Raw genomic sequence first — 24,092 nt, forward strand, 5'->3', positions numbered from 1 at the left:
CGCCCACGGGAATGAGCTGGGATGACGAGCCGGTGCTGATCCTTCGGGATGACGCGGAGGGCGCATCCCCTAGGGGGTGCACCCTCCGCCGCCGGTCCGTCAGCCCAGCAGCTGGGCCTGCAGCAGGGTGACCTGGCGGTAGGCCTGCACGGGCACCCCGTGAGCATTGGTCATCACCACGGAGGCGATCACGTCCCCGTACTGCAGGTACGACGCCCGGGCGACCGGCTCGCCGCCCGCCTTCGTCTCCGAGGCCCGCGCGATCAGCACCCCGGAGTTCAGCGACGGGTCGACGTCGATGTCGCTGTAGCGCAGCGCCGACACGTCCTTCGGCGCCGAGAAGTTCAGCTGGCCGAACAGGCCCGCCGCCTCGCTCCGCGAACCGAACCGGAACAGCCAGATGTCGGTGCGGGTGCCGTCGGCAGCCGTCCACGTCCGGCGGGTGGCGGCCCGGCAGGCGTACTCCGCCAGTGTGGCGTCGAGCTTGTCGTGGATGCCGTTGCCCACCGTGTAGTCGGTGCACGGCACCCACGGCACGGCGGCGTACGGTGCCGCAGCGGCCGCCGAAGGGACGGCCGAGCCGCTCGCCGCGGCGGACGCGGACGCCGCGGGCGCGGCCGATGCCGCCGACGCCGCCGACGGGGCGGCCGAGGCACCGGCCGACAGCTCCACCGACGCCCCCGCGGGCGCCGGCAGCAGCAGTCCGCGCAGGTCGGCGTAGTGGCGCCCGGAGGACGTCGCCTGCCCCGGGTCCGGCCGGCCGGACGGCAGGGCGGGCAGCGACAACGGCGGGAACACGTACCGGCCGTCGGCCGGCGTGGCCAGCCCCGGGATGTCGGTGCGGTCCGGCGCGGTCACGGCCAGCGCCGTTCCCGCGGCCGCCAGCACCAGGACGAGCGCCACCGCGCCGCGGCGCAGCACGGCCGGCCGGCGCAGCAGCGCGAGGCGGTCGCCGCGGCCGGCGGACGCCTCCACCAGCTCCGGCGGAACGGCCCAGACGTCGGGGAACGCCCCGCCGGCGGGCCCGCCCGGCAGCGCCGGTACGGGCGCGGCCGCGGGAAGAGCCAGGGGAGCGGCGGGAGCGGCTGGCAGGCTCGCGGGAGCGGCGGGCGGGCTCGCGGGAGCGGCGGGCGCCGGTACGGACGCGGCCGTGGAATCGGTGGTGTCGGTCATGCGGACGCTCCGGGAAGGGCCAGCCGGTCGAGCTGCTGGGCGAACAGGGTGACGAGCCGGTCCTTGGGCAGCGGGACGACGCCCTCGCTGTTGAAGACCACCCGCAGATCGCCGACGGCGGCGGAGCAGTGCATGCTGTCGATCTCGGCACCGGGGTCGAGCGCCGGCAGGTAGCAGTGCGCCTCGGCATGACCGGGCACCTGCGGGCCGAGCCGGAAGAGCCCGGTGTCCGAACCCAGCACCGCCACCCACGCGTCGTCGGCCTTCACCGCCTCCTGGTGGTACTGCAGCAGCCAGACGGTCGCCGTCACGGCGTCGGAGTCGTTCGCGGTGAAGCTGCGGACACCGCCGCCCTTGAGCGGGTACTGCTGCCAGTCCTTGCGGAGCGCGTCCTGGAGCTTCGACGGCAGGCCCCGTACCTCGTCCTCGACCCACGCCTTGCGCTGGGCCTCCGACAGCTCGGTGTCGTTGCCGTAGGCACCGGAGTCCGGGCCGGGCCGGTAACCGGCCGGCAGCGGAACCAGCAGGTCGCGCATCGACCCGAAGTGGGTGCCGTTCGCCTTCGCGCCGTACGACGGGCCCGCGCCGGTCGCACCGGCGGACGGCGCGGCGGGCGCGGCCGCGGACACGGGCTCGTCGTCGTAGCGCACCTGGAGGATGCCGAACCCGATGCCCACGCCCAGCAGCGCCGCGGCCACCACCGCGGCGGCGGCCCGCGCGGCCGGGCCGGGCCGGGCGGCGCGCGGCACGGCGGGCCCGGCGGGGAGCTCTGCAGCGGCAACGGGGCCGGGGGCGACGAGCTCGGGGACGACGAGCTCCGGCGCGGTCTCCGGAACGGCTTCCGGAACGGGCGTCATGTCGGGCCCGGCCTTCTTCATCATGCTGTCGCTCACTTCAGGCGCTCCCACTGACGCTTCGACAGGTCCTTGATCTCGTTGGCATCGACCGGCTTCGGCGAGAAGATCTTGATCATCATGATGACGCTGCCACGGACGGCACCGGCCTCGGCCGAGTAGTACTGCTCGGTGCTGTCGCTGTAGTGGTCGGGCTGCGTGTGCACCATGTAGGCCCCGCTCAGGGTGCCGTCGATCGGCACGCTGCGGTCGGTGTCGGACTGCGGCTCGATCTTCCAGAGGGACGACGCCGCGCCGGTGTCGTCCTCGCCGAACTGCATGAGCTCGATGCGGTACTCGACATCGCCCCGGTGATAGGCGAGCACGGCGTCACGCCGGAAGTGGTTCTGCAGCAGCTGCTTGAACTCCCGCTCGGAGTTGCCGAACAGCGCCGAGCGTTCGCCGGCGGTCAGCCAGCCGGAGACGCCACCGTGGCGGTCGGGATCCCACTCCTTCGCGTCGGCCGGCCGGTCGACCAGCAGCTTGCGCAGGTCGCCGTCGATGTTGATCGGCTTCGCCTGCGCAGCGGTGGCGGCCGCCGCGTCGAGCGGCTCGGCCGGGTAGTGCAGCGGGCCGACGCCGAGCGGCGGCAGCGGGGTCGCGGGACGGGCGGCCTGGACGGCGTACCCGGTGCCGCCGCCCAGCAGCGTCCCCAGCAGCAGGGCGGCGATCAGCAGCCGCGCGGTCCGCGGCTTGCGGGCGGCCGGGGCCTGCGCGGAATCCTCGGGCGCCTGCCCGGTGCTGTCGGCGCTGTCGGTGCTGCCGATGGCGTCCGCGTCGTCGCCGGTCCCGGCGGGCGCGGTCTCGGCAGGCGCGGTCTCGGCAGGCGCGGTCGCGTCACTGCCGGTCCCGGCGGGCGTGTCGCCGGCGGGCGTGTCGCCGGCAGGCGGCGCCGCGGGCGGGTCCGACGGGGCCGGTGGCACGGAGGGCGGCGCCGGCGGCGCGGCCTCGACGGGTGCCGAGGGCTCCTCGGGAACGGCGGTCACGGGGTGCTCCAGGTCGGGGAGGAAAGGGGCCGGCTCGTGCTCCGGCGTGGGCTCAGCCACCGGAGGCCAGCCGTTCGCGCTGGCGCTTCATGGCGTCGACCAGCAGTGCCTTGTCGGGCGTGCCCTTGACCAGCACGGTGACCTCGTACTCGATGTCGCCGGAGAAGGAGACGCCGATCATCTCGCCGGTCCAGGCCTCCTGCTCGGGCTTGAGCATGACGCCCCGGGCGTTGCCGTCCCCGGCGATGCGGAAGGAGTCGCCCGACCCGAAGGTCATGCCGGAGGCGAACTCCTGCGCGTTCGAACGGCTGGAGAAGCGGAGCAGGCGGACGTGCACCTCCTGGCTGCCGTCGGCGGTGCGGTAGCGGCGCTCGGCGGCGTCGTTCTTGTAGCCGTACGAGCGGAGGATCTCCGGCATCTCGTCGGAGTTGCCGAACTCGTCGGCCACGTCGTCGGTGCTCAGCTTGGTGCCGTCGGCGGAGCCGTACGGCTCGGCGCCCCCGGGCATCGGGAGCAGGAAGAAGCGGATGTCGCCGCCGTGCGTGGAGCCGTGGACGGTGCCGTGCACGGTGCTGGCCGGCGTGGGCGTCGGCGAGGGCGCGGGGGCGGCCGACGAGGGCGCCGCGGACGGCGAGGCGGAGGCCGAGGGCGAGGCGGAGGCGGTGGCGGCGACGGCCGGGGCGGCGGCCTGCGGCGTGCCGTCCGGCCGGCCGACCGCCACGGTGACGGTGGCACTGGTCGCGGTCACGGCGAGCAGCCCGACCGCCACGAGGGTGATCCGCAGCGCCCGCGGCAGACCGCGGGGCGCCGGGCCCGGCGCCGGGACGGCGGCCGCGTCCGAGGCTGTCTCGGGCCGGTCGGCCGCCGCCTCAGGAGCGGTGTCGGCGGCCGACGGCTCGACAGGCACTGCGGCCCCGACGGACTCGGGCGGCGCGTTCTCGGGCGCGGACAAGTGACTCCCCCTGGCAGGCGAACGGATGTCGTCCGTGCGGACCGGGACGGGTCACCCCCGCTCGCCGTCGATCCAGGTCTGATCGCACGTACGAGGAATTATGAGAGCGATCAGTTCCGGCCATCAACACAGTTGTTCAGGACAATCCGCACGACGCCCACCCAAGTCGGACACGTCGTGATCGAACCGCAACGGCGCCGCAGGGCAGCCGCGGTCTCAGCCCGCGGCGGGTCCGGCGCCGGGAGCGGCGCCGGGTCCGGCACCGGGAGCGGGATCGGCGCTTACGGGACGGTCCGACGCGGCATCAACAGGCGCACCTGACGTCGCGTCCGGGGACGGTGCGGCGGCCGAGGGCGCGGGGACCGAAGGCGCGGGGACCGGCACGTCGGCGGGCGGGCCGGCCGTGGGCGGCCACGGCGCGATGCCGGCCGCGGCGGCCAGCGTGACGTCGAGGCTCTCCCGCCGGATACGGCGGTCGATGTACAGCAGGCCGTTGGTGAGCGGGGTGAGCGGCGCCGTGACCATCACCGTCACGAGCGAGCCGACGGCCGTGCAGACGGCGAAGCCGGCGATCCCGGCCACGCTCGGCACGCTCTCCGCCCCGTACGCGTCGGGCGTGTGCGACGAGGAGAGCAGCACGATCACGCCCACGACGACGAAGGGCACCAGCGCGAACTGGGCGACGGCCGAGCCGATCAGATTGACGAGGTACGGGATGCCGAGGCTCCGCCACCAGGCGCCCTCGTTGAGCCGCCATGCCCGCCGGAGCGCGGCGGTCGCCGACATGTCCTCCAGGACGATGACCGGCACCTCCAGCACCAGCCGGACCTGGACGTACGTCGCGAACAGCCAGCCGGGCACCATCAGGAGCATCGCGAGCACGGTCAGCGGGGTGCCGCCGGTGGCGATGCCGAGCAGCAGCGCCGGGAGGGCGGAGACCAGCATGATGCCGGCCACGATCACGCTCACCAGGAGGACGGAGAGGACGATCCGTCCGATCACCGGGCGCGACTCCGCCCAGATCTGCCGCGTCGAGGCCTTCCGGCCGACCACGGCGTGACGCAGCACCGCGGTGGAGGTGGCGGTGGCGACCACGTGGGCCGCCGTGAGGGCGACGACCAGCAGCAGGGCGCCGCCGATCGCCGTACCGGTCAGCAGGGCCTGGTGCTCGCCGGTGAGGCCGCCGCCGGCGTCGAGGTCGTCACCCACGTCGCGCAGCAGGGAGACGGCCACGGCCGCGTAGACGCTGAGGGCCGCCGTGGATCCCAGGGCCACCCACGCCAGCGGCACGAACAGTGCGGCGGTGTAGCGCTGCAGGGCGGTGAACACCCCGGAGACGACGTTGCCGACGGTCAGTGGCGCCAGGGGCACCACCCCGGGCTTGGGCACCTGCGGCACGTACGCCCACGGCGGCAGAGGGCCCGCCCCCGGCCCGTACCCGGGCATCGGCCCGCCTCCGCTGCTGCTCATGTGCTGCCCCTCCCCATCCGTCGCCGCGGCGCCCGCGACGCGAAGACCGAAGCGTAGGGGGTGCCGCGGACGGCGGCGGCCGGGGGGTGGGTGGTGGGCGATCGGAATCCGACCGCCCGTCACTCAGCGGGGCGTGCTGCGGATGTGGTCGACGGTGGCGAGGAACAGGAAGAAGTTGGGGATCTTCGCGACCGGGGTGTTCGACCAGGCCATGAGCTTCCCGGCCCGGCCGACGAAGACGGTGCCGTTCTTGACCTCGACGCTCTGGATCTCGTCCCACGCGACCGCGCCGCGCTTCTTGGTGGCGATCCCGCCCCCGGTGACCGCGAGGTCGCCGAACCGTACGGTCTCGCCGCGCTGCAGCGCGGCGACGACGCCGTTCAGCTGCCAGGCCGTGATCTCCTGCTGCAGGATCGATCCCCAGCGCTCCGGCTCGGCGTAGAAGTCGGTCAGCTTGAGGGGGGCGCCGTCCTGCGTGTAGAGCGTGTAGACGTACGTCGTGCCGACGTAGATGCCGTTGGCGTAGCGCTGGGTGATCTCCTGCAGCACGGCCATCGAGTCCCAGCGGAACACGCCGACCGGCCCGGTGCGGTCGGCCACAACCATGCCGTGCTCGAAGTAGTGCAGGCGCTTGGCCGCCTGCTTGCCCGAGATGTTGGGGGTCTGCAGGAGGATCCGGGCGAAGACGAGGCCGGGGAGGACGAAGCACGCCAGGCCGAGCAGGGTGAACAGCACCAGCCCGGCCATCCGCACCACGCCGTGCCGCTTGGGCAGGAACGTCTCCCGGTGCTCCCCGAGCCGTGCGGCCGCTGCCGCGACCGTGACGGCCTCCGGAACGGGCGGGGCGACAGGGGAAACGGCAGGTGCAGCCATGGTTCGTCTCTTTCGGCAGTGCCCGGAACCCCCCACGGACAGTCAATCGGCTGCCGGATCATATGACAGGCCGACCGCCCCGACGCAGGCCGGTCATCGCAGGCACCCGGCACCCGCCCGCCGCCGCACACCGGCACGGCGGCGGAAGGACCAACCCCGGGAACGGCTCCCGACCGGCGGTCCCGGCGGCACCGCTCAGCCCAGCTGGGCCAGGCCCTCCGTCGCGATCCGCTCGAAGACGGCCAGGTCGTTCTCGAAGACCGAGTCCGGCACGGGCCAGTGGATCACCACCTCGGTGATCCCGAGGTCCCGGTACCGCCCGGCCCAGTCGACGAACGCGTCGAGCGAGGACAGCGGCCGCTCCGCGGTCGAACCCTGCAGCAGGACCTTCTCCAGCTCCGCCACGTCCCGGCCCTGCGCCTCGCAGGCCTCGGTGAGCTTCGCCAGCTGCGCCGCGATCACGGCCGGCGCCTGCTCCACGGGCACGTCCGCCGGACCCCGCGGGTCGCCGTACGTCACCCAGCCCTGCCCGTACCCGGCCGCCAGCCGCAGCCCGCGCGGCCCGGTCGCCGCCACGTAGAACGGCACCCGCGGCCGCTGCACGCAGCCCGGGACGTTCCGCGCCTCGACCGCCGCGTAGTGCTTCCCCGGCTCGGTGGTGGAGTCCTGCGTCAGCAGCTTGTCCAGCAGCGGCAGGAACTCCCCGAACCGGTCGGCCCGTTCCTTCGGCGACCACGCGTCCTGGCCCATCGCCGTCGCGTCGAACCCGACCCCGCCCGCGCCGATCCCCACCGTCAGCCGCCCGTCCGACACGTCGTCGACCGTGATGAGCTCCTTCGCGAGCGTCACGGGATGACGGAAGTTCGGCGAGGTCACCAGGGTGCCGAGCCGGATCCGCTCGGTCGCGGTGGCGGCGGCGGTGAGGGTCGGGACGGCCCCGAACCAGGGCTCGTCCCGGAACGACCGCCATGACAGGTGGTCGTAGGTGTAGGCCGCGTGGAAGCCGAGGTCCTCGGCCCGCCGCCAGATCTTCTGCCCCTCGGCCCACCGGTGGATGGGGAGGATCACCGTGCTCAGTCGCATGGCCTGACACTATGCCGCCGAAGACCAGCCGGAGCATGCATACCGGCGGTATGCTTGCTTCATGGCGGCCACCACACGAATCACGGTCACCCTGCCCACGGAGCAGGTGGCCGAGCTGAAGAAACTCACTGACAACATCTCCGGCTACGTCGCGGAAGCGGTGGCCCGGCAGATCAGACATCAACTGGTCGCGGAAGAGCTCCGCCAGTACGAGGAACAACACGGCGCGTTCACGGAAGAGGAGCTCGCCGCCGCGCACGCGAGGATCTTTGGTTCGTCCGAGCCGGGCAGCGGAGCGGCTGCCGCGTGAGTGTGCGGATCGAGACCGTCGCGCTGGACTCCCAGGGAATGTCCGCCTGGATCTCGCAGGACCGGGAGGTGCTCGCGATGATCAAGGCCTTCCACTCGATGGGGGCCGGCCTGGTCATCGGCGCCAACACCATCGTGGAGATCTGGCACGCCAGGGCGAACACCGCCCGGCTGAACTGGGTGCTCTCGCAGGTCAGGATCGAGCCCGTGACCGAGCACGCGGCCAGAGCCTCCGCAGCGCTTCTCAAGCAGGCCGGTCTGCACGGTCACAAGTACGCCATCGACGCCACCGTCGCCGAGATGGCGCTCCGCCAGCCAGGTCCGGTGGCCATGGTGACATCGGACATCGACGACATGGTCAAGCTCTGCGGTGACCGGATCCGGCTCATCGCCATCTGATTCGAGGGCGGGGCAGGGCATTCATGATCCGTGTTTCCGCAGGTCAGCATGTGATGGGTGAACGAGGCTTGACCGAGGTCACCAGCGTCCCGAGGCGGATCCGCTCGGTCGCGGTGGCGGCGGCCGTCAGGGTGGGGACCGCACCGAACCACGGCGCGTCCCGGAACGTCCGCCAGGACAGGTGGTCGTAGGTGTACGCGGCGTGGAACCCGAGGTCCTCGGCCCGCCGCCAGATCTTCCGACCCTCGGCCCACCGGTGGATGGGCAGGATCACGGTGCTCAAGCGCATGATCCCGACCCTACGCGGTTCAGGTTCCGGAGGTCCGACCGATCGGTCGGGGCCGATCCCCGGCGTCTTCACACATCATGTACTACAGTTTTTCCATGGATGCACCGCGCCCCGGCAGGACTCGAGTCACCAGCGTCTCCCTGCGGGCCGAGACCTTGGAGGCGATTCGCGCACGTGCCGGCAAGCAGGGCATCTCCTCCTACATCGAGGAGGCTGTGCAGCGACAGCTCCAGCGCGAAGCCATCGACGAGTACATCGAGGCTGCCGAAGCCGAGCACGGACCGGTGGATCCGGCCGAGGTAGCGGCCAGGGCCGAGCGCATCCGCGCGCACCACGCCGCCCATCGCGGAAAGGCCGCTCCGGCGGATGCCGCGTGAGCGGCACTCTTGTTCTCGACAGCGAGGCGCTCTCGAAGCTCTCCCGGCGGCACCGGGACATGACTGCGTGGCTTGACGTCGCCCGCACGCTGGATCTTCTGGTGGTGACGAGCGCGGCCACCCTGGTGGAGGCGCGTGATCCCAAGGTGCCGCAGGCGGCGTTCGACCACGCGGTCTCCCTGGCCAAGGTGCGCCCCGTCACCGAGGACATCGCACGTGCGGCGAGCAGGCTACTGGCAGCCGAGGGGTTTCACGGCCACAAGTACGCCATCGACGCAATGCTCGCAGCCACCGCGCACGCGGAACACGGCGACGTGACTGTGGTGACCAGCGATGTCGATGATCTGCGACGCCTGTGCCACGGTCGCATCGCGGTCGAGTCGATCTGACCTGCTCGACAGGCCCGTTCCGGCTCGATGGAGTGTTTTTGCAGGTCAGGATGCGATGGGTGAACGAGGATTGACCGAGGTCACGGGCGCCCCGAGGCAGATCCGCCCGGTCACCGTCGCAGCGGCCGTCAGGATGGGGACGACCCGAACCTTCTGCCCCTCGCTCCACCGGTGGATGGGCAGGATCACCCTGCTCAGACGCATGGAACCGACCCTACGGGAGGGCAGGATCGGCGGAGCCCCGGCCTCCGGCGAGTCCCCGTGAGGGTGAAATCCTGGCAAGCGTGCAGGCTGTACGAGACCATGAAGTACGGTCTCGTACGCCGTCGTGTGAGTTCTGGGAGGTGCCGCCGTGTCTTACGAGCCGAAGCTCGCTGCCGCGCTGTCGGGCGCCACTCTGCGTCAGCTGTCTCACTGGCGGCGGGCCACAGGCGAGCGCGGCGCTGTCCTGGTGCCGGAGATCTCGGCGTCCCGTCCGGTCCTCTACTCCTTCCGCGACGTGGTCGCTCTCCGGGCCTGTGTCCGTCTCCGGGAGGAGGCGTCCCTCCAGAAGATCAGGCGTGCGCTGAGCATGCTGCGCGAGGGCCTCGACGAACGGGAGCACCTCTCGGCGTACCGGCTTGTCGCGGGCGGCGACACGATCTACCTGGCAGACCCGGACCACGCGGTGGACCTCGTGCGGAGCAAAGGCAATGTCGTCATCCACGACATGGTGGACGTGCTGGCGCCTTTCTACCGCGGTGGCCGTCGAATCCCGGACCTCCTTGAACCCCGACCGCACGTGTCGATCGACCCTGCCGTGCGAGGTGGCGAGCCGGTGGTCGAAGGGACGCGCATCCCGGTGACGGAGGTGGCCGCTCTCCTCCGGGACGGCGTGCCACCCGAGCAGATCGGCGACTACTACCCAGGCGTCGGAGCAGAGGCAGCGCGCGACGCAGCGGACTTCGCCGACTACGTCGACAGTTACGAGGATGCGGAAATCCGGCAGGCGGCGTCTTGAAGCTGCTGCTCGACGAGAATGTGCCGCTTCCCATGGCACGGATCGTGCGGCTGCTCCTGAAGCACCACGTCGTCGAGCACGTAGCCGAACTCGGCGGCTGGGCGGGAACCAGGGACGTGGACCTCTATACGCGTGCGGCGGTGGACGGCTTTCAGATCGTCGTCACGAACGACACGAAGCAACTGAGCCGCCCGCTGGAGGTGGTTGCCATCGCCCGGTCCGGCCTGCATCGCATCGAGTACCGCCAGAACCACAAGCACGGCGGGTTGGTGGGTCTCGGTGCAGCTATCGCCACCGTGTGCGCCGGCCTGCCCCATGCCCTGGCCGAACTTGAGCCGGCAGACAGCCAGCACCTGATCTCGCTGAATGCGGTCGACCCGTCCCAGCAGAGCCGCTTGCGGATCACGGATCCTGCCGGCGCCCCGCCCAAGTTCTGGCCCACCGACTCACAGGGGTAGGAGCACCAAGGGCTGGACCGGTCGAACATCGCAGGTCGATGCGTGATGCGTGAAAAGGCTCGACCGAGGTCACGGGCGTCCCGGGGCGGATCCGCCCGGTTCCGTCGGCGTCGTCGTGGCATCGTCGTGGCGTCGTCGGCCCGGGGCCGCTCCTCACCTCTCCCGGGCGTCGGCCCGGTGCGCGAAGATGGAGCGGTGACCGCCACCCCGCACCGCAGCACCCCGCACCGTGCCCGCCTGATCGCCACCGACCTGGACGGCACGCTGCTGTGCCGGGGCGGCACGGTCTCCGACCGGACGGCGGCGGCACTCGTCGCCGCCGAGCGGGCGGGCCTCCGGGTGGTCTTCGTGACCGGGCGGCCGCCCCGCTGGATGGCGCAGCTGAGCGGGCACATCGGCGGCCACGGTGTCGCGATCTGTTCGAACGGCGGTGCGGTGGTCGACGTGCACCGCGGGGAGCTGCTGGAGTCGTTCCCGCTGGCCGTGGAGCAGGCGCTGGCGGTCGTCGGGCTGCTGCGCGATCGGCTGCCGGGGACGGCGTTCGCCTTCGAGTTCCCCGGCGGGTTCGCCCGCGAGCCGGAGTACGACCTGGTGATGTGGGAGTCGGACAAGGAGCACCCGGTCGCTCCGGCCGAGGAGCTGATCACGGAGGGCCGGGTGGACGGCCTGTTCAAGCTGCTCGCCAAGCACCCGGCGCTCGCCCCCGACCTCTTCCTCACCCTCGCCAGGGAGGCAGCCGGGCATCTGGTCGAGATCACCCGGTCGAGCCCGGTCAGCCTGCTGGAGATCAGCGCGGCGGGAGTGACGAAGGCGAGCACGCTGGCCCGCTGGTGCACCGCGCAGGGCATCGACCGCTCGGAGGTGGTGGCGTTCGGCGACATGCCGAACGACCTGGAGATGCTGGCGTGGGCCGGTGACTCGTACGCGGTCGCGAACGCGCACCCGGACGTGCTCGCGGCGGTCGCCCGGCACACGGTGAGCAACGAGGACGACGGGGTGGCGGCGGTCATCGAGACGCTGTTCTGATCCTGTGCCGATCCCGGGCCTCCCGGGCCACCGGGCTTGTCCGGTGGGTAGATTGGATGCCCGTCAGATGCGGCCGGCCGGCCGCGCACCGACGGGGGGATCCACCATCGTGACCACGCACCGAGCCGTCCGGGTCGTCGCCGCCGCCGTGGCGGTGACCGCCGCGCTCTCGCTCACCGCCTGCGGGACGGGCAGCGGCAAGTCCAAGCACAGGTCCGGTTCGCACAAGACCGGGTCGACCTCGCACCCGACGTCGACCCGGACGTCCACCGCGACGCCGTCGCCGACGAGGTCGTGCCGCGCGTCGGTGGTGCCGAGCGGCCACCGGATGGTGGCGGTCGAGCGCAGGCCGGCGTCGGCGACGCAGCTCACCGCCCGGGACGCGGTGTACGCGTGCGGACGCGGCTGGCAGCCGAGCGGCCAGGAGCGGACGTACACCCTCGCGACCGGCGCCACCGCGACGCTGGCCGGTTCCGGCGCCCCGCAGCAGGTGACGGTCACCCGCCTCGTCGAGCACCTCGGCACCTGCCTGGCGGGCCGGCCGGACACGCCGGCCTGCCTCTCCGGGAGCACCTGGGAGCTCACCCTGGACCAGGCCGGCCGGGTGACCGCGATGGCCGAGCGTCCGGACTCCTGACCGGGGCGGCGGCACGACCGGTCCTCCGTCAGAGCCGGGCCGTCCAGCGGACGGTGGTGCCGCGGCCGCGCGGGCCCGGTTCGTGCCAGGTGTCTCCGCCGAGGGCCTCGGCACGCCGGGTGAGGTTGCGCAGGCCGCTGCGGCGGCCACCTTCCGGGATGCCGACGCCGTCGTCGGTGACGGTGAGCAGCACCCCGGGCCTGCCGCCCTCCGCCGCGACCGGACCACCGGCCGCCGGACCGCCGGTGACCGGGCTGCCAGCCGCCGGACCGTCGGCGGCCGGGCCGTCGGTGACCGGGCGGCCGTCGTCGTCGAGGTGGACGGGGGCGGCGAGCCCGACCGACACCCGGGAGGCCCGGGCGTGCCGGGCCGCGTTGGAGAGCATCTCGCGGAGCGCGGCGAGCAACTGGCGGGCCGTGCGGTCGTCGACGAGGCTCTCGACCGGGCCGGTGAAGCCGACGGAGGGTTTGAAGCCGAGGGCGGCGGCGGCCTGGCTGGCCTCGCGCAGGACCCGGGTGCGCAGCGTGTCGGGTTCGTCCCCGGTGTCGTGCTGCAGGGCGTAGATGGTGGTGCGGACCTCCTGGATGGTGGCGTCGAGTTCGTCGACGGCCTTGCCGATGCCGGCCTGCACCTCGGGGACGACGGCCCGCCGGGCGGCGCCCTCCAGCATCATGCCGGTCGCGAACAGCCGCTGGACGACCAGGTCGTGGAGGTCGCGGGCGATGCGGTCGCGGTCCTGGAAGACGGCGAGGCGCTGCTGGTCGCGCTGGCCCTCGGCGAGCCGGAGGGCGAGGGCGGCCTGCGAGGCGAAGGTCTGGGCGAGCTGCTTCTCGCCCTCGCTGAACGGCACGGTGCCGCGGTTGCGCCAGATCGCCAGGCCGCCGAGCACCCGCCCGGCGGACACCATCGGCACCGCCAGCGACGGGCCGAAGCGGCGGGCGAGCCGGATCACCACGCCCGGGTCGGTGGACATGTCCTCGAAGTGGACGCTCTCGCCGGCCAGCAGGCGTCCGGCGAAGCTGCCCTCCGGCATGAGTTCGCCGCGGACGTACCCGGCGGCCTCGCCGGAGGCGTGGGCGACCCGCATCTGGCCGCTGCCGGCGGGCAGCAGGATCATGCCGAGCGCACCGTCGGCGAGCTCGCGGACCTGCTCGGCGGCGACGGTGAGCGCCACCTCGGCCTCGTCGGCGGAGAGCAGGGCGGTGGTGACGGCGGCCGCACCGGCGATCCACCGTTCGCGCCGGCGGCCCTCCTCGTAGAGGCGGGCGTTCTCGATGGCGACGCCGGCGGCGGTGGCGAGGGCCAGCACCACCTGTTCGTCCTCGGGGGTGAAGGCGCCGCCGCCCTGTTTCTCGGTGAGGTAGAGGTTGCCGAAGACCTCGCCGCGCACCCGGATCGGCACGCCGAGGAACGAGGTCATCGGCGGGTGGTGCGGCGGGAAGCCGGAGGAGCGCGGGTCGTCGCGGAGGTCGGCCAGCCGGAGGGGTTCGGGGCGGTCGATGAGGGCGCCGAGGATGCCGCGGCCGGAGGGCAGCCCGCCGATCCGGTCGGCGGTGGCGTCGTCGATGCCGACGTGGATGAAGTCGGAGAGCCCGGTGCCGTGCGGGGAGATCACGCCGAGGGCGGCGTAGTCGGCGTCGACGAGCTCGGCGGCGCCGGCGGCGATCCGTTCCAGGGTGGCGTGCAGGTCGAGGCCGGAGCCGACCGAGACGACGGCCTCCAGCAGGCGCTGCATCCGGTCGGTGACGGCCGCCGCGGACTGCAGGCGCTCGGAGACCTCGGTGACGAGCGTGTCCAGCCCGAGCGAGGCGATCTCCGGCACCCGGTGCGAGGCCCGGGCGGCCCGCGGTCCGTTTTCGGCTGACGGCTCCATGAGGCCGAGCCTAGGCCCGGTGGCCGGGTCGCGCCCCGAGGCCGGGGGCGGGTGGCCCCGGTGCGTCCCCGGCCGCGCCGGCCGGTCGGCGGATCAGGCCGGCCGGCGGGCGGGGCGGGCCCGTCGGCCGTGGTCACCCCGTGAGGGCGGGGGCGGGGGCGGCGAGGAGGTCGGCGGCCTGTTCGCGGCGGTGGAGGGCGGCGAGCAGGCCGTCCTGGCGTGCGGTCAGTTCCGACCAGCGGCCGCGTTCGGCGACGCGGCCGCCGTCGAGCACGATCACCTCGTCGACGGTGCTGTCGTCGAGTCCGGCGAGGCGGTGGGTGACGAGCAGGGTGGTGCGGCCCGCGGTGGCGGCGAGGAGGTCGGCGGTGAGGGCGTCGGCGGTGGGCAGGTCGAGGTGTTCGGCGGGCTCGTCGAGGACGAGGACGGGGAAGTCCGCGAGGAGGGCGCGGGCGAGGGCGAGGCGCTGCCGCTGGCCGCCGGAGAGGCGTGCGCCGTGTTCGCCGACCATGGTGTCGAGGCCGTCGGGCAGGGTGTCCGTCCAGTCGAGGAGCCGGGCGGCGGCGAGGGCTCCGTGCAGGTCCGGCTCGTCGGCGTCGGGGCGGGCGAGGCGCAGGTTCTCGCGGAGCGAGCTGTCGAAGACGTGGGCGTCCTGGGCGCAGAGGCCGATGACGCGGCGGACGTCGTCGCCGTCGAGGGTGCGGGTGTCGGCGGCGGCCGGGCCGAGGGTGACGGTGCCGGCGTGCTGGTCGAGCAGGCGGAGCAGGGCGTGGGCGAGGGTGGTCTTGCCGGAGCCGGACGGGCCGACGACGGCGATCCGGCGGCCGGCGGTCAGGTCGAGGTCGATGCCGTGCAGGGCGTCCCGCTGCTGCCCGGGCCAGCGGGCGGCGAGGCCGCGGACGGTGACGGGCAGCACCTCGGCGGGCAGCGGGGCGGGGGCGTCCGGCTCCACGACGGGGACGGGGGCGGCGAGCACCTCGTCCAGCCGGGCGCAGGCCGTGCGGCTGCGCTCGCGGTACCGGACGGCGGTGGGCATGCCGGCGACCGCCTCGAACGCGGCGAGCGGGGTGAGGACCACGACGGCCAGGCACACCCCGGGCAGGGCGCCGGTGGCCACGCCGTGCACACCGACGGCGGCGCTCGCGACGAGGGTCGCGCCGGTGACGAGCGCGGTGAGGCCGGCGCCGAGGGCGGCACCGGCGGCGGAGCGGGCGTCGAGGGCGGTGAGGCGGGCGTCCGCGGCGCCGGCGGCGGCGAGCCGCCGGGGCAGGGCGCCGGCGACGGTGAGCTCGGCGGTGCCCGTGAGGGTGTCGACGACGGCGGTGGCGAGCTCGCCGCGGGCGGTGGCGCGGCGGCGTTCGGCGCGGCCGGAGAGCCGGGTCGCGAGCGCGGGGACGGCGGCGCCGGCGAGCAGCAGCCCGACGGCGAGGACCGCCCCGGCGGCGGGCAGCAGCAGGCCGAGGGCGGCGGCCGAGCCCGCCGACACGAGCAGGGCGACGGCGGCGGGCAGCCGCCAGCGCAGGTGGTGGTCCTGGACGGCGTCGACGTCGGCGACCAGCCGGGCGAGCAGGTCGCCGCGGCGGAAGGCGGGCAGGCCGGCCGGGGCGAGGCGTTCGAGGCGGCGGTGGACGTCGGTGCGGATGCCGGCGAGCGCCTTCAGGACGGCGTCGTGGGAGACCAGCCGCTCGGCGTACCGGAAGACGGAGCGGCCGATGCCGAAGGCGCGCACGGAGGTGACGGCGACCATGAGGTACAGCACGGGCGGCATCTGGGAGGCGCGCGAGATCAGCCAGCCGGAGGTGCCGAGCAGCGCGACCGCGCAGCCGAGGGCCAGGGTGCCGAGCAGCACCGCCGAGGCCAGCCGGGGCCGGGTGGCGGGGGCCGGTTCGGTCTCCGCCGGCCCGGCGGGCCGGGGCCGTACGGCGACGGGGGTGCGGGCGGCGGGGACGTCGGCGTGCGGGACGTCGGCGTGCGGGACGGCCGATGCGGGGACGGCCGGGCCGGGCAGGTGGTGCCGGTGGTCGGCGGCGGCCAGCAGCGCGGGCCGGTGGGCGACGAGGAGCACGGTGCGGGTGCCGCGCAGGGCGCGGACGGCCTCGACGACCGCGGCCTCGCTCGCACCGTCGAGGTGGGCGGTGGGCTCGTCGAGCAGCAGCAGCGGCCGGTCGGCGAGCAGGGCACGGGCGAGGGCGAGGCGCTGCCGCTGGCCCGCGGAGAACCCGGCGCCGCCCTCGCCGACGGTCGCGGCGGGGTCGGCGAAGTCGAGGGCGTGGGCGGCGGCGAGGGCGGCGTGCACCTCGGCGTCGGTGGCCTCCGGCCGGGCGAGCCGGACGTTGTCGGCGACGGTGCCGGCGAAGAGGTGCGGGTGCTGGGGCACCCAGGCGATCTGCTGCCGCCAGGTGGCGGGGTCGAGGTCGGCGAGGTCGTGCCCGGCGACGCGGACGGTGCCGGCGTCGGGCGCGGTCAGGCCGAGGAGGACGGCGAGCAGGGTGGACTTCCCGGAGCCGCTGGGGCCGGTGAGGGCGGTGGTGGTGCCGGGCCGCAGGGTGAGGGTGGCACCGTCGGGCGCGGGCGCGGCACGGCCGGGCCGGGTGACGGTGACGCCGTCGAGGGTGATCACGGCGGTGCCGAGGGCGGGGGCGGGCCGGCGGCCGGCGGCGGGCAGCGGGGTCTCCAGCACCTCGAAGACCTGCCCGGCGGCGGTGAGGCCCTCGGCGCTGGAGTGGTAGAGCGCCCCGACCTGGCGGATCGGCAGGTACACCTCGGGGGCGAGGACGAGTACCAGCAGGCCGGTCTCCAGGCCGAGGGTGCCGTCGACGAGCCGGAAGCCGATCCCGACGGCGACCAGGGCGACGGAGAGCGTGGAGAGCAGTTCCAGGGCGAAGGAGGAGACGAAGGCGATCCGCAGGGTGCGCATCGTCGCGCGGCGGTGGTCGTCGGTGATCCTCGCGATGGTGCGGGCCTGGGCCTTGGCGCGGCCGAACACCTTGAGGGTGGGCAGGCCCGCGACGACGTCGAGGAAGTGGTGGGAGAGCCGGGCGAGGTGCTCCCACTGGCGGTCCATCCGGGACTGCGTGGCGAGGCCGATCAGCACCATGAACAGCGGGATCAGCGGCAGGGTGCCGGCGATGATCGCGGCCGAGGCCCAGTCGGCGCCGAGGACGCGGGCGAGCACCACGGCGGGCACGACGACGGCGAGGGCCAGCTGCGGGAGGTAGCGGGCGAAGTAGTCGTCGAGCGCGTCGATGCCGCGGGTGGCGAGGGTGGCGAGCTCCCCGGTGCGGCGGGCGTCGAGGCGGTCGGGGCCGAGGGCGGTGGCGTGCGCCAGGAGCCGGCTGCGCAGCTCGGACTTGACCCGGGCGACCGAGCGGTGCGCGGTCAGCTCGGTCAGCCAGGCCACCGCGGCCCGCCCGGCCGCGGTGGCGGCGAGGGCGAGCAGCGGACCGGTGAGGCCGTACGCGTGCTGCTGGAAGGCGCGGACGACGATCTCGGCGATCAGGCCGGCCTGGACGACGGTGAGGACCGCGCCGGCCCCGCCGAGCAGGACGGAGCCGGCGAGGAAGGCGCGGGTGGCGGCGGCGTACCGCAGCAGCCGGGGGTCGACGGGCTTCATCGGTGCTGCGCGGCCGCGGGGATGTGCTGGACGCCGATCCGCTTGCGGAACACCCAGTACGTCCAGGCCTGGTAGAGCAGCACGATCGGGGTGAAGACGAGCGCGACGACCGTCATGACCTTGAGCGTGTAGGGCGAGGAGGCGGAGTTCTCGACGGTGAGGCTCCACGCCGGGTCGAGGGTGGAGGGCATGACGTCGGGGAAGAGCGCGAGGAAGAGCATCGCGACCGTGGCGGCGATCGTCGCGCCGGACAGCCCGAACGCCCATCCCTCGCGGCCGGCCTGGTTGGCCGCCAGGGCGCCGAGCAGGGCGGCCACGGCGACGACGAGGGCGGCGAGGCTCCAGGCGTCGCCGGAGTGCGCCTGGGTCCAGATCAGGAACACGGCGGCGAGGACGGCGGCGCCGAGCCCGAGCTGGAGCGCGAGGGCACGGGCCCGGGTGCGGATGTCGCCGACCGTCTTGAGCGCGGCGAAGACCGCGCCGTGGAAGGTGAACAGCACGAGGGTGGTGAGGCCGCCGAGGATCGCGTACGGGCTGAGGAGGTCCCAGAAGGTGCCGGTGTAGTTCTTCTGCGCGTCGATGTCGACGCCGTGGACGATGTTGGCGAAGGCGACGCCCCACAGGAAGGCGGGGAGGAGGGAGGTCCAGAAGATGGCCTGTTCCCAGTTGCGCTGCCAGCGCTCCTCGGTGCGCTTGGCGCGGTACTCGAAGGCGACGCCGCGGACGATCAGGCAGACCAGGATGATCAGCAGCGGGAGGTAGAAGCCGCTGAACAGCGTGGCGTACCAGTCGGGGAAGGCCGCGAAGGTGGCGCCGCCCGCGGTGAGCAGCCAGACCTCGTTGCCGTCCCAGACCGGGCCGATGGTGTTGATGAGGACGCGCCGCTCGGTGGTGCCGCGGGCGAGCAGCCGGGTGAGGATGCCGATGCCGAAGTCGAAGCCTTCGAGGAAGAAGTAGCCGGTCCAGAGGACGGCGATGAGGATGAACCAGAGGTCGTGGAGGTGCATGCCGTTTCCGTCCTCAGTAGGCGAAGGCGAGGGGCTTGTCGGCGTCGTCGCCGCCGGACGGGCCACGGAGGACGGGATCCTGCGCGGGCGGCCGCTCGGAGGTGTCCGGCCCCGGCTTGGCGTACTTGACGAGCAGTCCGACCTCGATGACCGCGAGGATCGCGTACAGCGCGGTGAGGGTGACCAGGCCGGCGGTCTGCATCCCGACGCCGACGCTGGGGGAGGAGGCGTCGGCGGTCTTCATGAGGCCGAAGACGACCCAGGGCTGACGGCCCATCTCGGTGAAGATCCAGCCGAAGCTGTTGGCGATCAGCGGGAAGCCCATGGTGAGGATGCCGATCCGCCAGCTCCACCGGGTGAAGAAGGTGCTCATCTCCCGGTGCTTCGTCAGCATCAGGCGGGGCGCCTCCTCCTCGCCGGTGCGGTACTCCTCGGCGAGCCAGAACCTCCGCCGGGTGGTCCACAGGCCGATCAGCGCGGCGACGAAGGAGGACATCCCGAAGCCGATCATGAGGCGGAAGCCCCAGTAGGTGACGAAGATGCTGGGGATGTAGTCCTCGGGCTGCCCGCCGTACTTCGCGGCCTCGGCGGCGGCGGTGTCGTTGATGCCGGGGACGGCGGTGGAGAAGTCGCTGTGGGCGAGGAAGGACAGTATCCCCGGGATCTCCAGCTCGACCGAGTTGTGGCCCTCGGAGACGTCGCCGACCGCGAAGATCGAGAACGGGGCGGGTGCCTGGGTGTCCCACAGGGCCTCGGCGGCGGCCATCTTCATCGGCTGCTGCTCGAACATCACCTTGGCGAGCGAGTCGCCGCTGACGGCGGTGCCGAGGCCGGCGACGACGGCCATGGCCAGGCCGACCCGCAGCGAGGTGCGCATGGCCGCGGTCTTCCGGCCGTCCGGCACCTTGCCGCGCTTGGACCGCCAGAGGTGGTACGAGGCGATGCCGACGACGAAGGCCGCTCCGGTGAGGAAGGCCGCGGTCAGGGTGTGGGAGACCTGGACGAGCGTGGTGTTCTGGAACAGCACCCGGCCGATGTCGGTGAGCTGGGCCTTGCCGGTGACCGGGTCGACCCGGTAGCCGACGGGGTGCTGCATCCAGGAGTTGGCCGCGAGGATGAAGTACGCGGAGAGCGCGGTGCCGATCGCGACCATCCAGATGCAGGCGCAGTGGATCTTCTTGGGCAGCCGGTCCCAGCCGAAGATCCACAGGCCGATGAAGGTCGACTCGAAGAAGAAGGCGATCAGCGCCTCCATCGCGAGCGGGGCGCCGAAGACGTCACCGACGAAGCGCGAGTAGTCGGACCAGTTCATGCCGAACTGGAACTCCTGGACGATGCCGGTGACCACGCCCATGGCGATGTTGATCAGGAAGAGCTTGCCCCAGAACTTGGTGGCGTGGAAGTACTTCTCCCGACCGGTGCGCACCCAGGCCGTCTCCAGGCCCGCGACGAAGGCGGCCAGGCTGATGGTCAGGGGCACGAAGAGGAAGTGGTAGACGGTGGTGATACCGAACTGCCATCGCGCAACGGTCTCGTGTGCGATTGCTAGGTCCACTGCACCCGCTCCTGTCGAAATCGCTCGTGTCGGACAGATCCGTCCTTAGCACGCACATGCACCGAAACATGCCAAGCTTGCCCGCTTGTGAAAGTGAACACGTTCACAAGCGCAGTATGCACCATGCCCGCGGAGGCCGAATCGGCGGGGTGTGCTTTTCGGACCGGCGGACATCTCTGCTGGTCCGCCTGTCGGATGATCCGATGAGACGGTCGAGGGTCACAAGCAACGGGGCGGCACGGACCTTCGACGGCACGGCACTTGACAGCCGCCGTCCGGTGCTGCCACGGCGCGCGGCCACCGCGGGCCGGGAACCCCGCGGCGGACCGGGTCCGGCGCGGACCGGATCCGTACGGGTCGGACCTGGCGCGGGTCAGGCCTGGCGCGGCAGGCGCACCCGGAAGGCCGCGCCGGCGCCCGGGGCGGTGTCCAGGGTCAGGGTGCCGCCGTGCGCGTGCACCAGGGCCGAGGCGATGGCGAGGCCGAGCCCCGCTCCCCCGCCCTCCCGGCGCGTCCGCGAGGCGTCCACCCGGTAGAACCGCTCGAAGACCTGGAGCGCCTGATGCTCCGCCAGGCCGGGTCCGCGGTCGGCGACCTCCAGCAGGCAGCCGCCGTCGGCCGAGCCCACGCCGATCCGCACCGCGGTGCCCGGCGGCGTGTGCTTGACCGCGTTGCCCACCAGGTTGGTCACCACCTGCCGCAGCCGGGCCTCGTCGCCCAGCACCGGCGCGGCCTGCGGGGCGCCGGTGCCGTCCGGCCCGGTCAGCGAGACCGGGCGGCCCGGGTCGAGCGCCGTCAGGTCGTGCAGGGCGTCGGCGGCGAGGGTGCGCAGGTCCATCGGCGCGAGGTCGAGCGGGCGCTCCTCGTCGAGGCGGGCCAGCATCAGCAGGTCCTCGACGAGGCCGCCCATCCGCACCGCCTCGGCCTCGATCCGGTCCATCGCCCGGTCGGTGTCCGGCAGCGCGCCCATCCGGTGCAGCTCGGCGAAGCCCCGGATGCCCGCCAGCGGGGTGCGCAGCTCGTGCGAGGCGTCCGCGACGAACCGGCGCATCCGCGCCTCCGACTCCGCGCGCACCGCGAACGCCGCCTCGATCTGCGCCAGCATGCCGTTCAGTGCCGCCGACAGCCGGCCGACCTCCGTACCGGCGGCCAGCTCCGGCATCCGGTGCGAGAGTTCGCCCGCGGCGATCCGGGCGGCGCCCTCCTCGATCCGGCGCAGCGGGGCCAGCCCGGCGCGTACGGCGAACAGGCCGAGCACGGCGATGAGCAGCAGCACGGCGCCGCCGATCGCGAGGAAGGCGGTGCGCAGCCGGTCGACGGTCTCCTCGACGTCGTCCAGCGACACAGCGACCAGCACGTACGAGGGCAGCGGGGTGGTGGTCGCGGCGCCGGCCGCCGTGGCGGCGACCGGGTCGACGGGCAGCACCAGGACCCGCCAGGTGCCCGAGCCGTGCTCGGCCGGGACGTCGAAGGCGGCCCGCTGCCGGGCCGCCAGGGCGGCGCCGGTCAGCCGGCCGAGGGCGGGGGCCGCGTCGGACTCCGAGATCGGCTGGCGGAGCACCACCTGCAGGCCGCCGTCGGCGGCGAGGTAGTGGACGACGTACTGACTGGGCAGGAACTGCGTGATGCGCCGTCCGGCGCCCTGGCCGGTGCCCGCGCCGGTACCGGTGCCGGCCGCCTGTCCCGTGGCCGCACCCCTGCCGGTGCCGGTGCCGGTGCCGGTGGCCGCACTCGTGCCCGTGGTCTGGCCGGCCGTCGCCGCCGGGCGGCCGGGGACGCGCCGGGAGAGCGGCTCGCCGTAGCGTTCCAGCTGCTGGTCGGTGCGGTCCACCAGCTGGGACTCCACCGTGCCGATCACGAGGGTGTCGCTGACCACCAGGCCGGTGGTGACGAGCAGCAGGGCCAGGACGAGGAGCCGGACACGCAGCGAGAGCCGGGCCACCCGTCAGCCCTGCGGCGGGCGGCGCAGGGCGTAGCCGATGCCCCGCACCGTGTGGATCAGCTTGGGGCCGTGCACGGGGGTGCCGGAGTCGAGTTTGCGGCGCAGGTAGGAGATGTACGACTCGACGATGGAGAGGTCCCCGCCGAAGTCGTAGGCCCACACGTGGTCGAGGATCTGCGCCTTGGAGACCACCCGGCCGACGTTGGCCATGAGGTAGTGCAGCAGCTTGAACTCGGTGGGGGAGAGCGAGACCGTCCGGCCGGCCCGGGTGACCTCGTGCGCGACGGGGTCGAGCGTGAGGTCGGCGACGATGAGGCGGCCGTCCTCGCTCGGGCCGCCGGCGCGGCGCAGGATGGCCCGGATGCGGGCGATCAGCTCTTCCAGGCTGAACGGCTTGGTGACGTAGTCGTCCGCGCCGAGGGCCAGGCCCTGGACCTTGTCGCCGGTGCCGTCCCGGGCGGTGAGCAGGAGCACGGGCACGTGCTCGCCGGCGGCGGGCCACTGCGTCTGGTCGCGGAGCCGCTCGACGACGGTGAAGCCGTCGAGGTCGGGGAGCATCACGTCGAGCACCACGAGGTCGGGCCGTTCGGCGGCGACGGCGGCGAGCGCCTCCTCGCCGGTGGCGGCCGAGGCGACCCTGAAGCCGGAGAACCGCAGGCTGGCGGAGAGCAGCTCGCGGATGTTCGGTTCGTCGTCGACGACCAGCAGGAACGCCTCACCGGGTGCGGCGGTCGTGCCGCCCGCGATCTGCACTGTCCCTGACACGAGTCCTGAGCCTCCCGGTCCTCACGATTTCTTCTCATCGGACGATAGCCCGGGAAGGCTATGCGGGGTTGATGAAAGTTGGATGATTGTGGCTTTCATCATGGTATGCCGCGTGTCGCGCTCTCCCGGCCACCCCGTCCGCCGCCCGCCCGCCGCCCCGACGGCGGCCCGACGCTCCGGCGCGTCGTTCCGGCGCGTCGTTCCGGCCCGTCGTTCCGGCCCGTCGTTCCGGCCCGCCCGGCGGCGGAACGGCAGAAGCGGGCCCGGTCCACCGAACCGGGCCCGCTCGTTCCTGGGGATCAGCCGTCCCTGGGGTCAGCCGTTCCCGGGGTCAGCCGTTCCCGGGGTCAGCCGTTCCCGGCGCCCGGAGCGCCACCGGGAGCCGCACCGGCGCCGCCGGCCGTGGTGCCGCGGGCCCCGCCGAACCCGCCCGCCGCCGCACCCTCGGAGAGCTGGGTGGCGGTGTAGGTGCCGTCGCTGCCCTTCTGCCCGACGACGGTCACGGTCTGGCCCGGCTGGAGGTCGGCGACCTTGCCCTCCTTGTTGAGGGTGACCTTCGTGGTGTCGCCGGTGGTCACCTTGACGGTGTTGCCGGAGGCGTCGGTCAGGTAGACGGTGGTGCCGTCCACCGAGGTGACGGTGCCGCGGGTGAAGCCGGCGCCCGCCGCGTTGCCGGTGCCGCCGGGCACGTTGCCGGTGCCGCCGGCCCGGCCGCCGTAGCCGCCCGCCGCGCCGAAGCCGCCGTAGCCGCCCATCCCGCCCGGGGCCTGCCCGCGCCCGCCGGCGGCCTGCTGGCCGCCGCCCGTGCCGCTGTCGTTCTGGTACCAGGCGCCGCCCGCGAAGGACAGCACCGCGATCACCGCGCCGGCCAGGGCCAGCGTCGGCCAGGGCAGCTTGCGGCGGGGCGGGGCGGCGATCTCCGCGCTGATGTCCCGGGCGTCGGGCCCCGAGGCCAGCAGCTCGGCGGGCTCCTGTGCGCCCGCCGTCAGGCCGGGGTCGTTGTGGCTGGTCATGGCTGGCTTC

General features: G+C 73.7%; 22 protein-coding genes and 1 pseudogene. 8 read left to right on the top strand and 15 right to left on the bottom strand.

Annotation, left to right across the window (positions count from 1 at the left end; translation table 11 throughout):
- Positions 1–99: 99 nt before the first annotated feature.
- The 7 genes from SNE206_RS10240 to SNE206_RS10270 all read right to left on the bottom strand — a co-directional run bounded on the left by SNE206_RS10240 (position 100) and on the right by SNE206_RS10270 (position 7,430).
- Entirely contained in the window at positions 100–1,173 is a 1,074-nt protein-coding gene (locus SNE206_RS10240) for a hypothetical protein (protein ID WP_407913047.1), read from the bottom strand.
- A complete protein-coding gene (locus SNE206_RS10245) occupies positions 1,170–2,066 on the bottom strand; it encodes a hypothetical protein (RefSeq protein WP_407913048.1) in 897 nt (298 codons plus the stop codon). The genes SNE206_RS10240 and SNE206_RS10245 overlap by 4 nt, the downstream gene beginning before the upstream one ends.
- Positions 2,063–3,052 (bottom strand): hypothetical protein, encoded by a 990-nt coding sequence (locus SNE206_RS10250; protein ID WP_407913049.1) that lies wholly within the window; start codon positions 3,050–3,052, stop codon positions 2,063–2,065. The genes SNE206_RS10245 and SNE206_RS10250 overlap by 4 nt, the downstream gene beginning before the upstream one ends.
- 52 nt (positions 3,053–3,104) lie before the next feature.
- Positions 3,105–4,004 (bottom strand): hypothetical protein, encoded by a 900-nt coding sequence (locus SNE206_RS10255; protein WP_407913050.1) that lies wholly within the window; start codon positions 4,002–4,004, stop codon positions 3,105–3,107.
- 216 nt (positions 4,005–4,220) lie between these two features.
- The gene (locus tag SNE206_RS10260) at positions 4,221–5,474 is read right to left on the bottom strand and encodes a hypothetical protein (RefSeq protein ID WP_407913051.1); all 1,254 of its coding nucleotides are present in this window, start codon (positions 5,472–5,474) and stop codon (positions 4,221–4,223) included.
- Positions 5,475–5,597: 123 nt separating this feature from the next.
- On the bottom strand, positions 5,598–6,347 hold the full coding sequence (locus SNE206_RS10265; protein ID WP_407913052.1) for a DUF6585 family protein: 750 nt from the start codon (positions 6,345–6,347) through the stop codon (positions 5,598–5,600).
- A 195-nt stretch (positions 6,348–6,542) separates the two neighbouring features.
- Positions 6,543–7,430 (bottom strand): LLM class flavin-dependent oxidoreductase, encoded by an 888-nt coding sequence (locus tag SNE206_RS10270; RefSeq protein ID WP_407913053.1) that lies wholly within the window; start codon positions 7,428–7,430, stop codon positions 6,543–6,545.
- 61 nt (positions 7,431–7,491) lie between these two features.
- Here SNE206_RS10270 and SNE206_RS10275 point away from each other — a divergent pair, with 61 nt between their 5' ends.
- The gene (locus tag SNE206_RS10275) at positions 7,492–7,740 is read left to right on the top strand and encodes a type II toxin-antitoxin system CcdA family antitoxin (protein WP_238860756.1); all 249 of its coding nucleotides are present in this window, start codon (positions 7,492–7,494) and stop codon (positions 7,738–7,740) included.
- The gene (locus SNE206_RS10280) at positions 7,737–8,138 is read left to right on the top strand and encodes a DNA-binding protein (RefSeq protein WP_407913054.1); all 402 of its coding nucleotides are present in this window, start codon (positions 7,737–7,739) and stop codon (positions 8,136–8,138) included. The genes SNE206_RS10275 and SNE206_RS10280 overlap by 4 nt, the downstream gene beginning before the upstream one ends.
- A 49-nt stretch (positions 8,139–8,187) precedes the next feature.
- Here the strand turns inward: SNE206_RS10280 and SNE206_RS10285 are convergent.
- Positions 8,188–8,427 (bottom strand): annotated as a pseudogene (locus tag SNE206_RS10285) (LLM class flavin-dependent oxidoreductase); the annotation flags it as partial.
- Between the two features lie 95 nt (positions 8,428–8,522).
- Between SNE206_RS10285 and SNE206_RS10290 the strand changes: the two are divergent.
- The 6 genes from SNE206_RS10290 to SNE206_RS10315 all read left to right on the top strand — a co-directional run bounded on the left by SNE206_RS10290 (position 8,523) and on the right by SNE206_RS10315 (position 12,314).
- Positions 8,523–8,804: a hypothetical protein gene (locus SNE206_RS10290; protein WP_407913055.1), complete on the top strand. Its 282-nt coding sequence runs from the start codon at positions 8,523–8,525 to the stop codon at positions 8,802–8,804.
- Positions 8,801–9,193 (top strand): DNA-binding protein, encoded by a 393-nt coding sequence (locus SNE206_RS10295; RefSeq protein ID WP_407913056.1) that lies wholly within the window; start codon positions 8,801–8,803, stop codon positions 9,191–9,193. Before SNE206_RS10290 ends, SNE206_RS10295 begins: the two co-directional genes overlap by 4 nt.
- A 352-nt stretch (positions 9,194–9,545) precedes the next feature.
- Positions 9,546–10,193, top strand: a complete 648-nt coding sequence (locus tag SNE206_RS10300; RefSeq protein WP_407913057.1) for a DUF433 domain-containing protein — start codon at positions 9,546–9,548, stop codon at positions 10,191–10,193.
- Positions 10,190–10,651 (top strand): hypothetical protein, encoded by a 462-nt coding sequence (locus SNE206_RS10305; RefSeq protein ID WP_407913058.1) that lies wholly within the window; start codon positions 10,190–10,192, stop codon positions 10,649–10,651. Before SNE206_RS10300 ends, SNE206_RS10305 begins: the two co-directional genes overlap by 4 nt.
- Positions 10,652–10,846: 195 nt before the next feature.
- A complete protein-coding gene (locus SNE206_RS10310; protein ID WP_407913059.1) occupies positions 10,847–11,677 on the top strand; it encodes an HAD family hydrolase in 831 nt (276 codons plus the stop codon).
- Positions 11,678–11,786: 109 nt separating this feature from the next.
- Positions 11,787–12,314, top strand: coding sequence for a hypothetical protein (locus tag SNE206_RS10315; RefSeq protein ID WP_407913060.1), 528 nt, complete (start codon positions 11,787–11,789; stop codon positions 12,312–12,314).
- A gap of 28 nt (positions 12,315–12,342) precedes the next feature.
- Here SNE206_RS10315 and SNE206_RS10320 read toward each other — a convergent pair whose 3' ends face one another.
- The 7 genes from SNE206_RS10320 to SNE206_RS10350 form a co-directional block, all read right to left on the bottom strand.
- Positions 12,343–14,187 carry a GAF domain-containing sensor histidine kinase gene (locus SNE206_RS10320; RefSeq protein ID WP_407913061.1) on the bottom strand — a complete coding sequence of 615 codons (1,845 nt, stop codon included), beginning with the start codon at positions 14,185–14,187 and terminating at the stop codon, positions 12,343–12,345.
- Positions 14,188–14,320: 133 nt separating this feature from the next.
- The gene (gene cydD / locus SNE206_RS10325; RefSeq protein WP_407913062.1) at positions 14,321–17,800 is read right to left on the bottom strand and encodes a thiol reductant ABC exporter subunit CydD; all 3,480 of its coding nucleotides are present in this window, start codon (positions 17,798–17,800) and stop codon (positions 14,321–14,323) included.
- On the bottom strand, positions 17,797–18,807 hold the full coding sequence (cydB, locus tag SNE206_RS10330) for a cytochrome d ubiquinol oxidase subunit II (RefSeq protein WP_407913063.1): 1,011 nt from the start codon (positions 18,805–18,807) through the stop codon (positions 17,797–17,799). The genes cydD and cydB overlap by 4 nt, the downstream gene beginning before the upstream one ends.
- A 13-nt stretch (positions 18,808–18,820) precedes the next feature.
- The gene (locus SNE206_RS10335) at positions 18,821–20,362 is read right to left on the bottom strand and encodes a cytochrome ubiquinol oxidase subunit I (protein ID WP_407913064.1); all 1,542 of its coding nucleotides are present in this window, start codon (positions 20,360–20,362) and stop codon (positions 18,821–18,823) included.
- Positions 20,363–20,735: 373 nt separating this feature from the next.
- Positions 20,736–22,304 carry a sensor histidine kinase gene (locus tag SNE206_RS10340; protein ID WP_407913065.1) on the bottom strand — a complete coding sequence of 523 codons (1,569 nt, stop codon included), beginning with the start codon at positions 22,302–22,304 and terminating at the stop codon, positions 20,736–20,738.
- Positions 22,305–22,307: 3 nt separating this feature from the next.
- Entirely contained in the window at positions 22,308–23,069 is a 762-nt protein-coding gene (locus tag SNE206_RS10345; protein ID WP_407913066.1) for a response regulator transcription factor, read from the bottom strand.
- A 347-nt stretch (positions 23,070–23,416) separates the two neighbouring features.
- Positions 23,417–24,082, bottom strand: a complete 666-nt coding sequence (locus SNE206_RS10350) for a DUF5666 domain-containing protein (RefSeq protein WP_407913067.1) — start codon at positions 24,080–24,082, stop codon at positions 23,417–23,419.
- Positions 24,083–24,092 lie beyond the last annotated feature (10 nt).

It is taken from the genome of Kitasatospora sp. NE20-6, assembly GCF_045862635.1.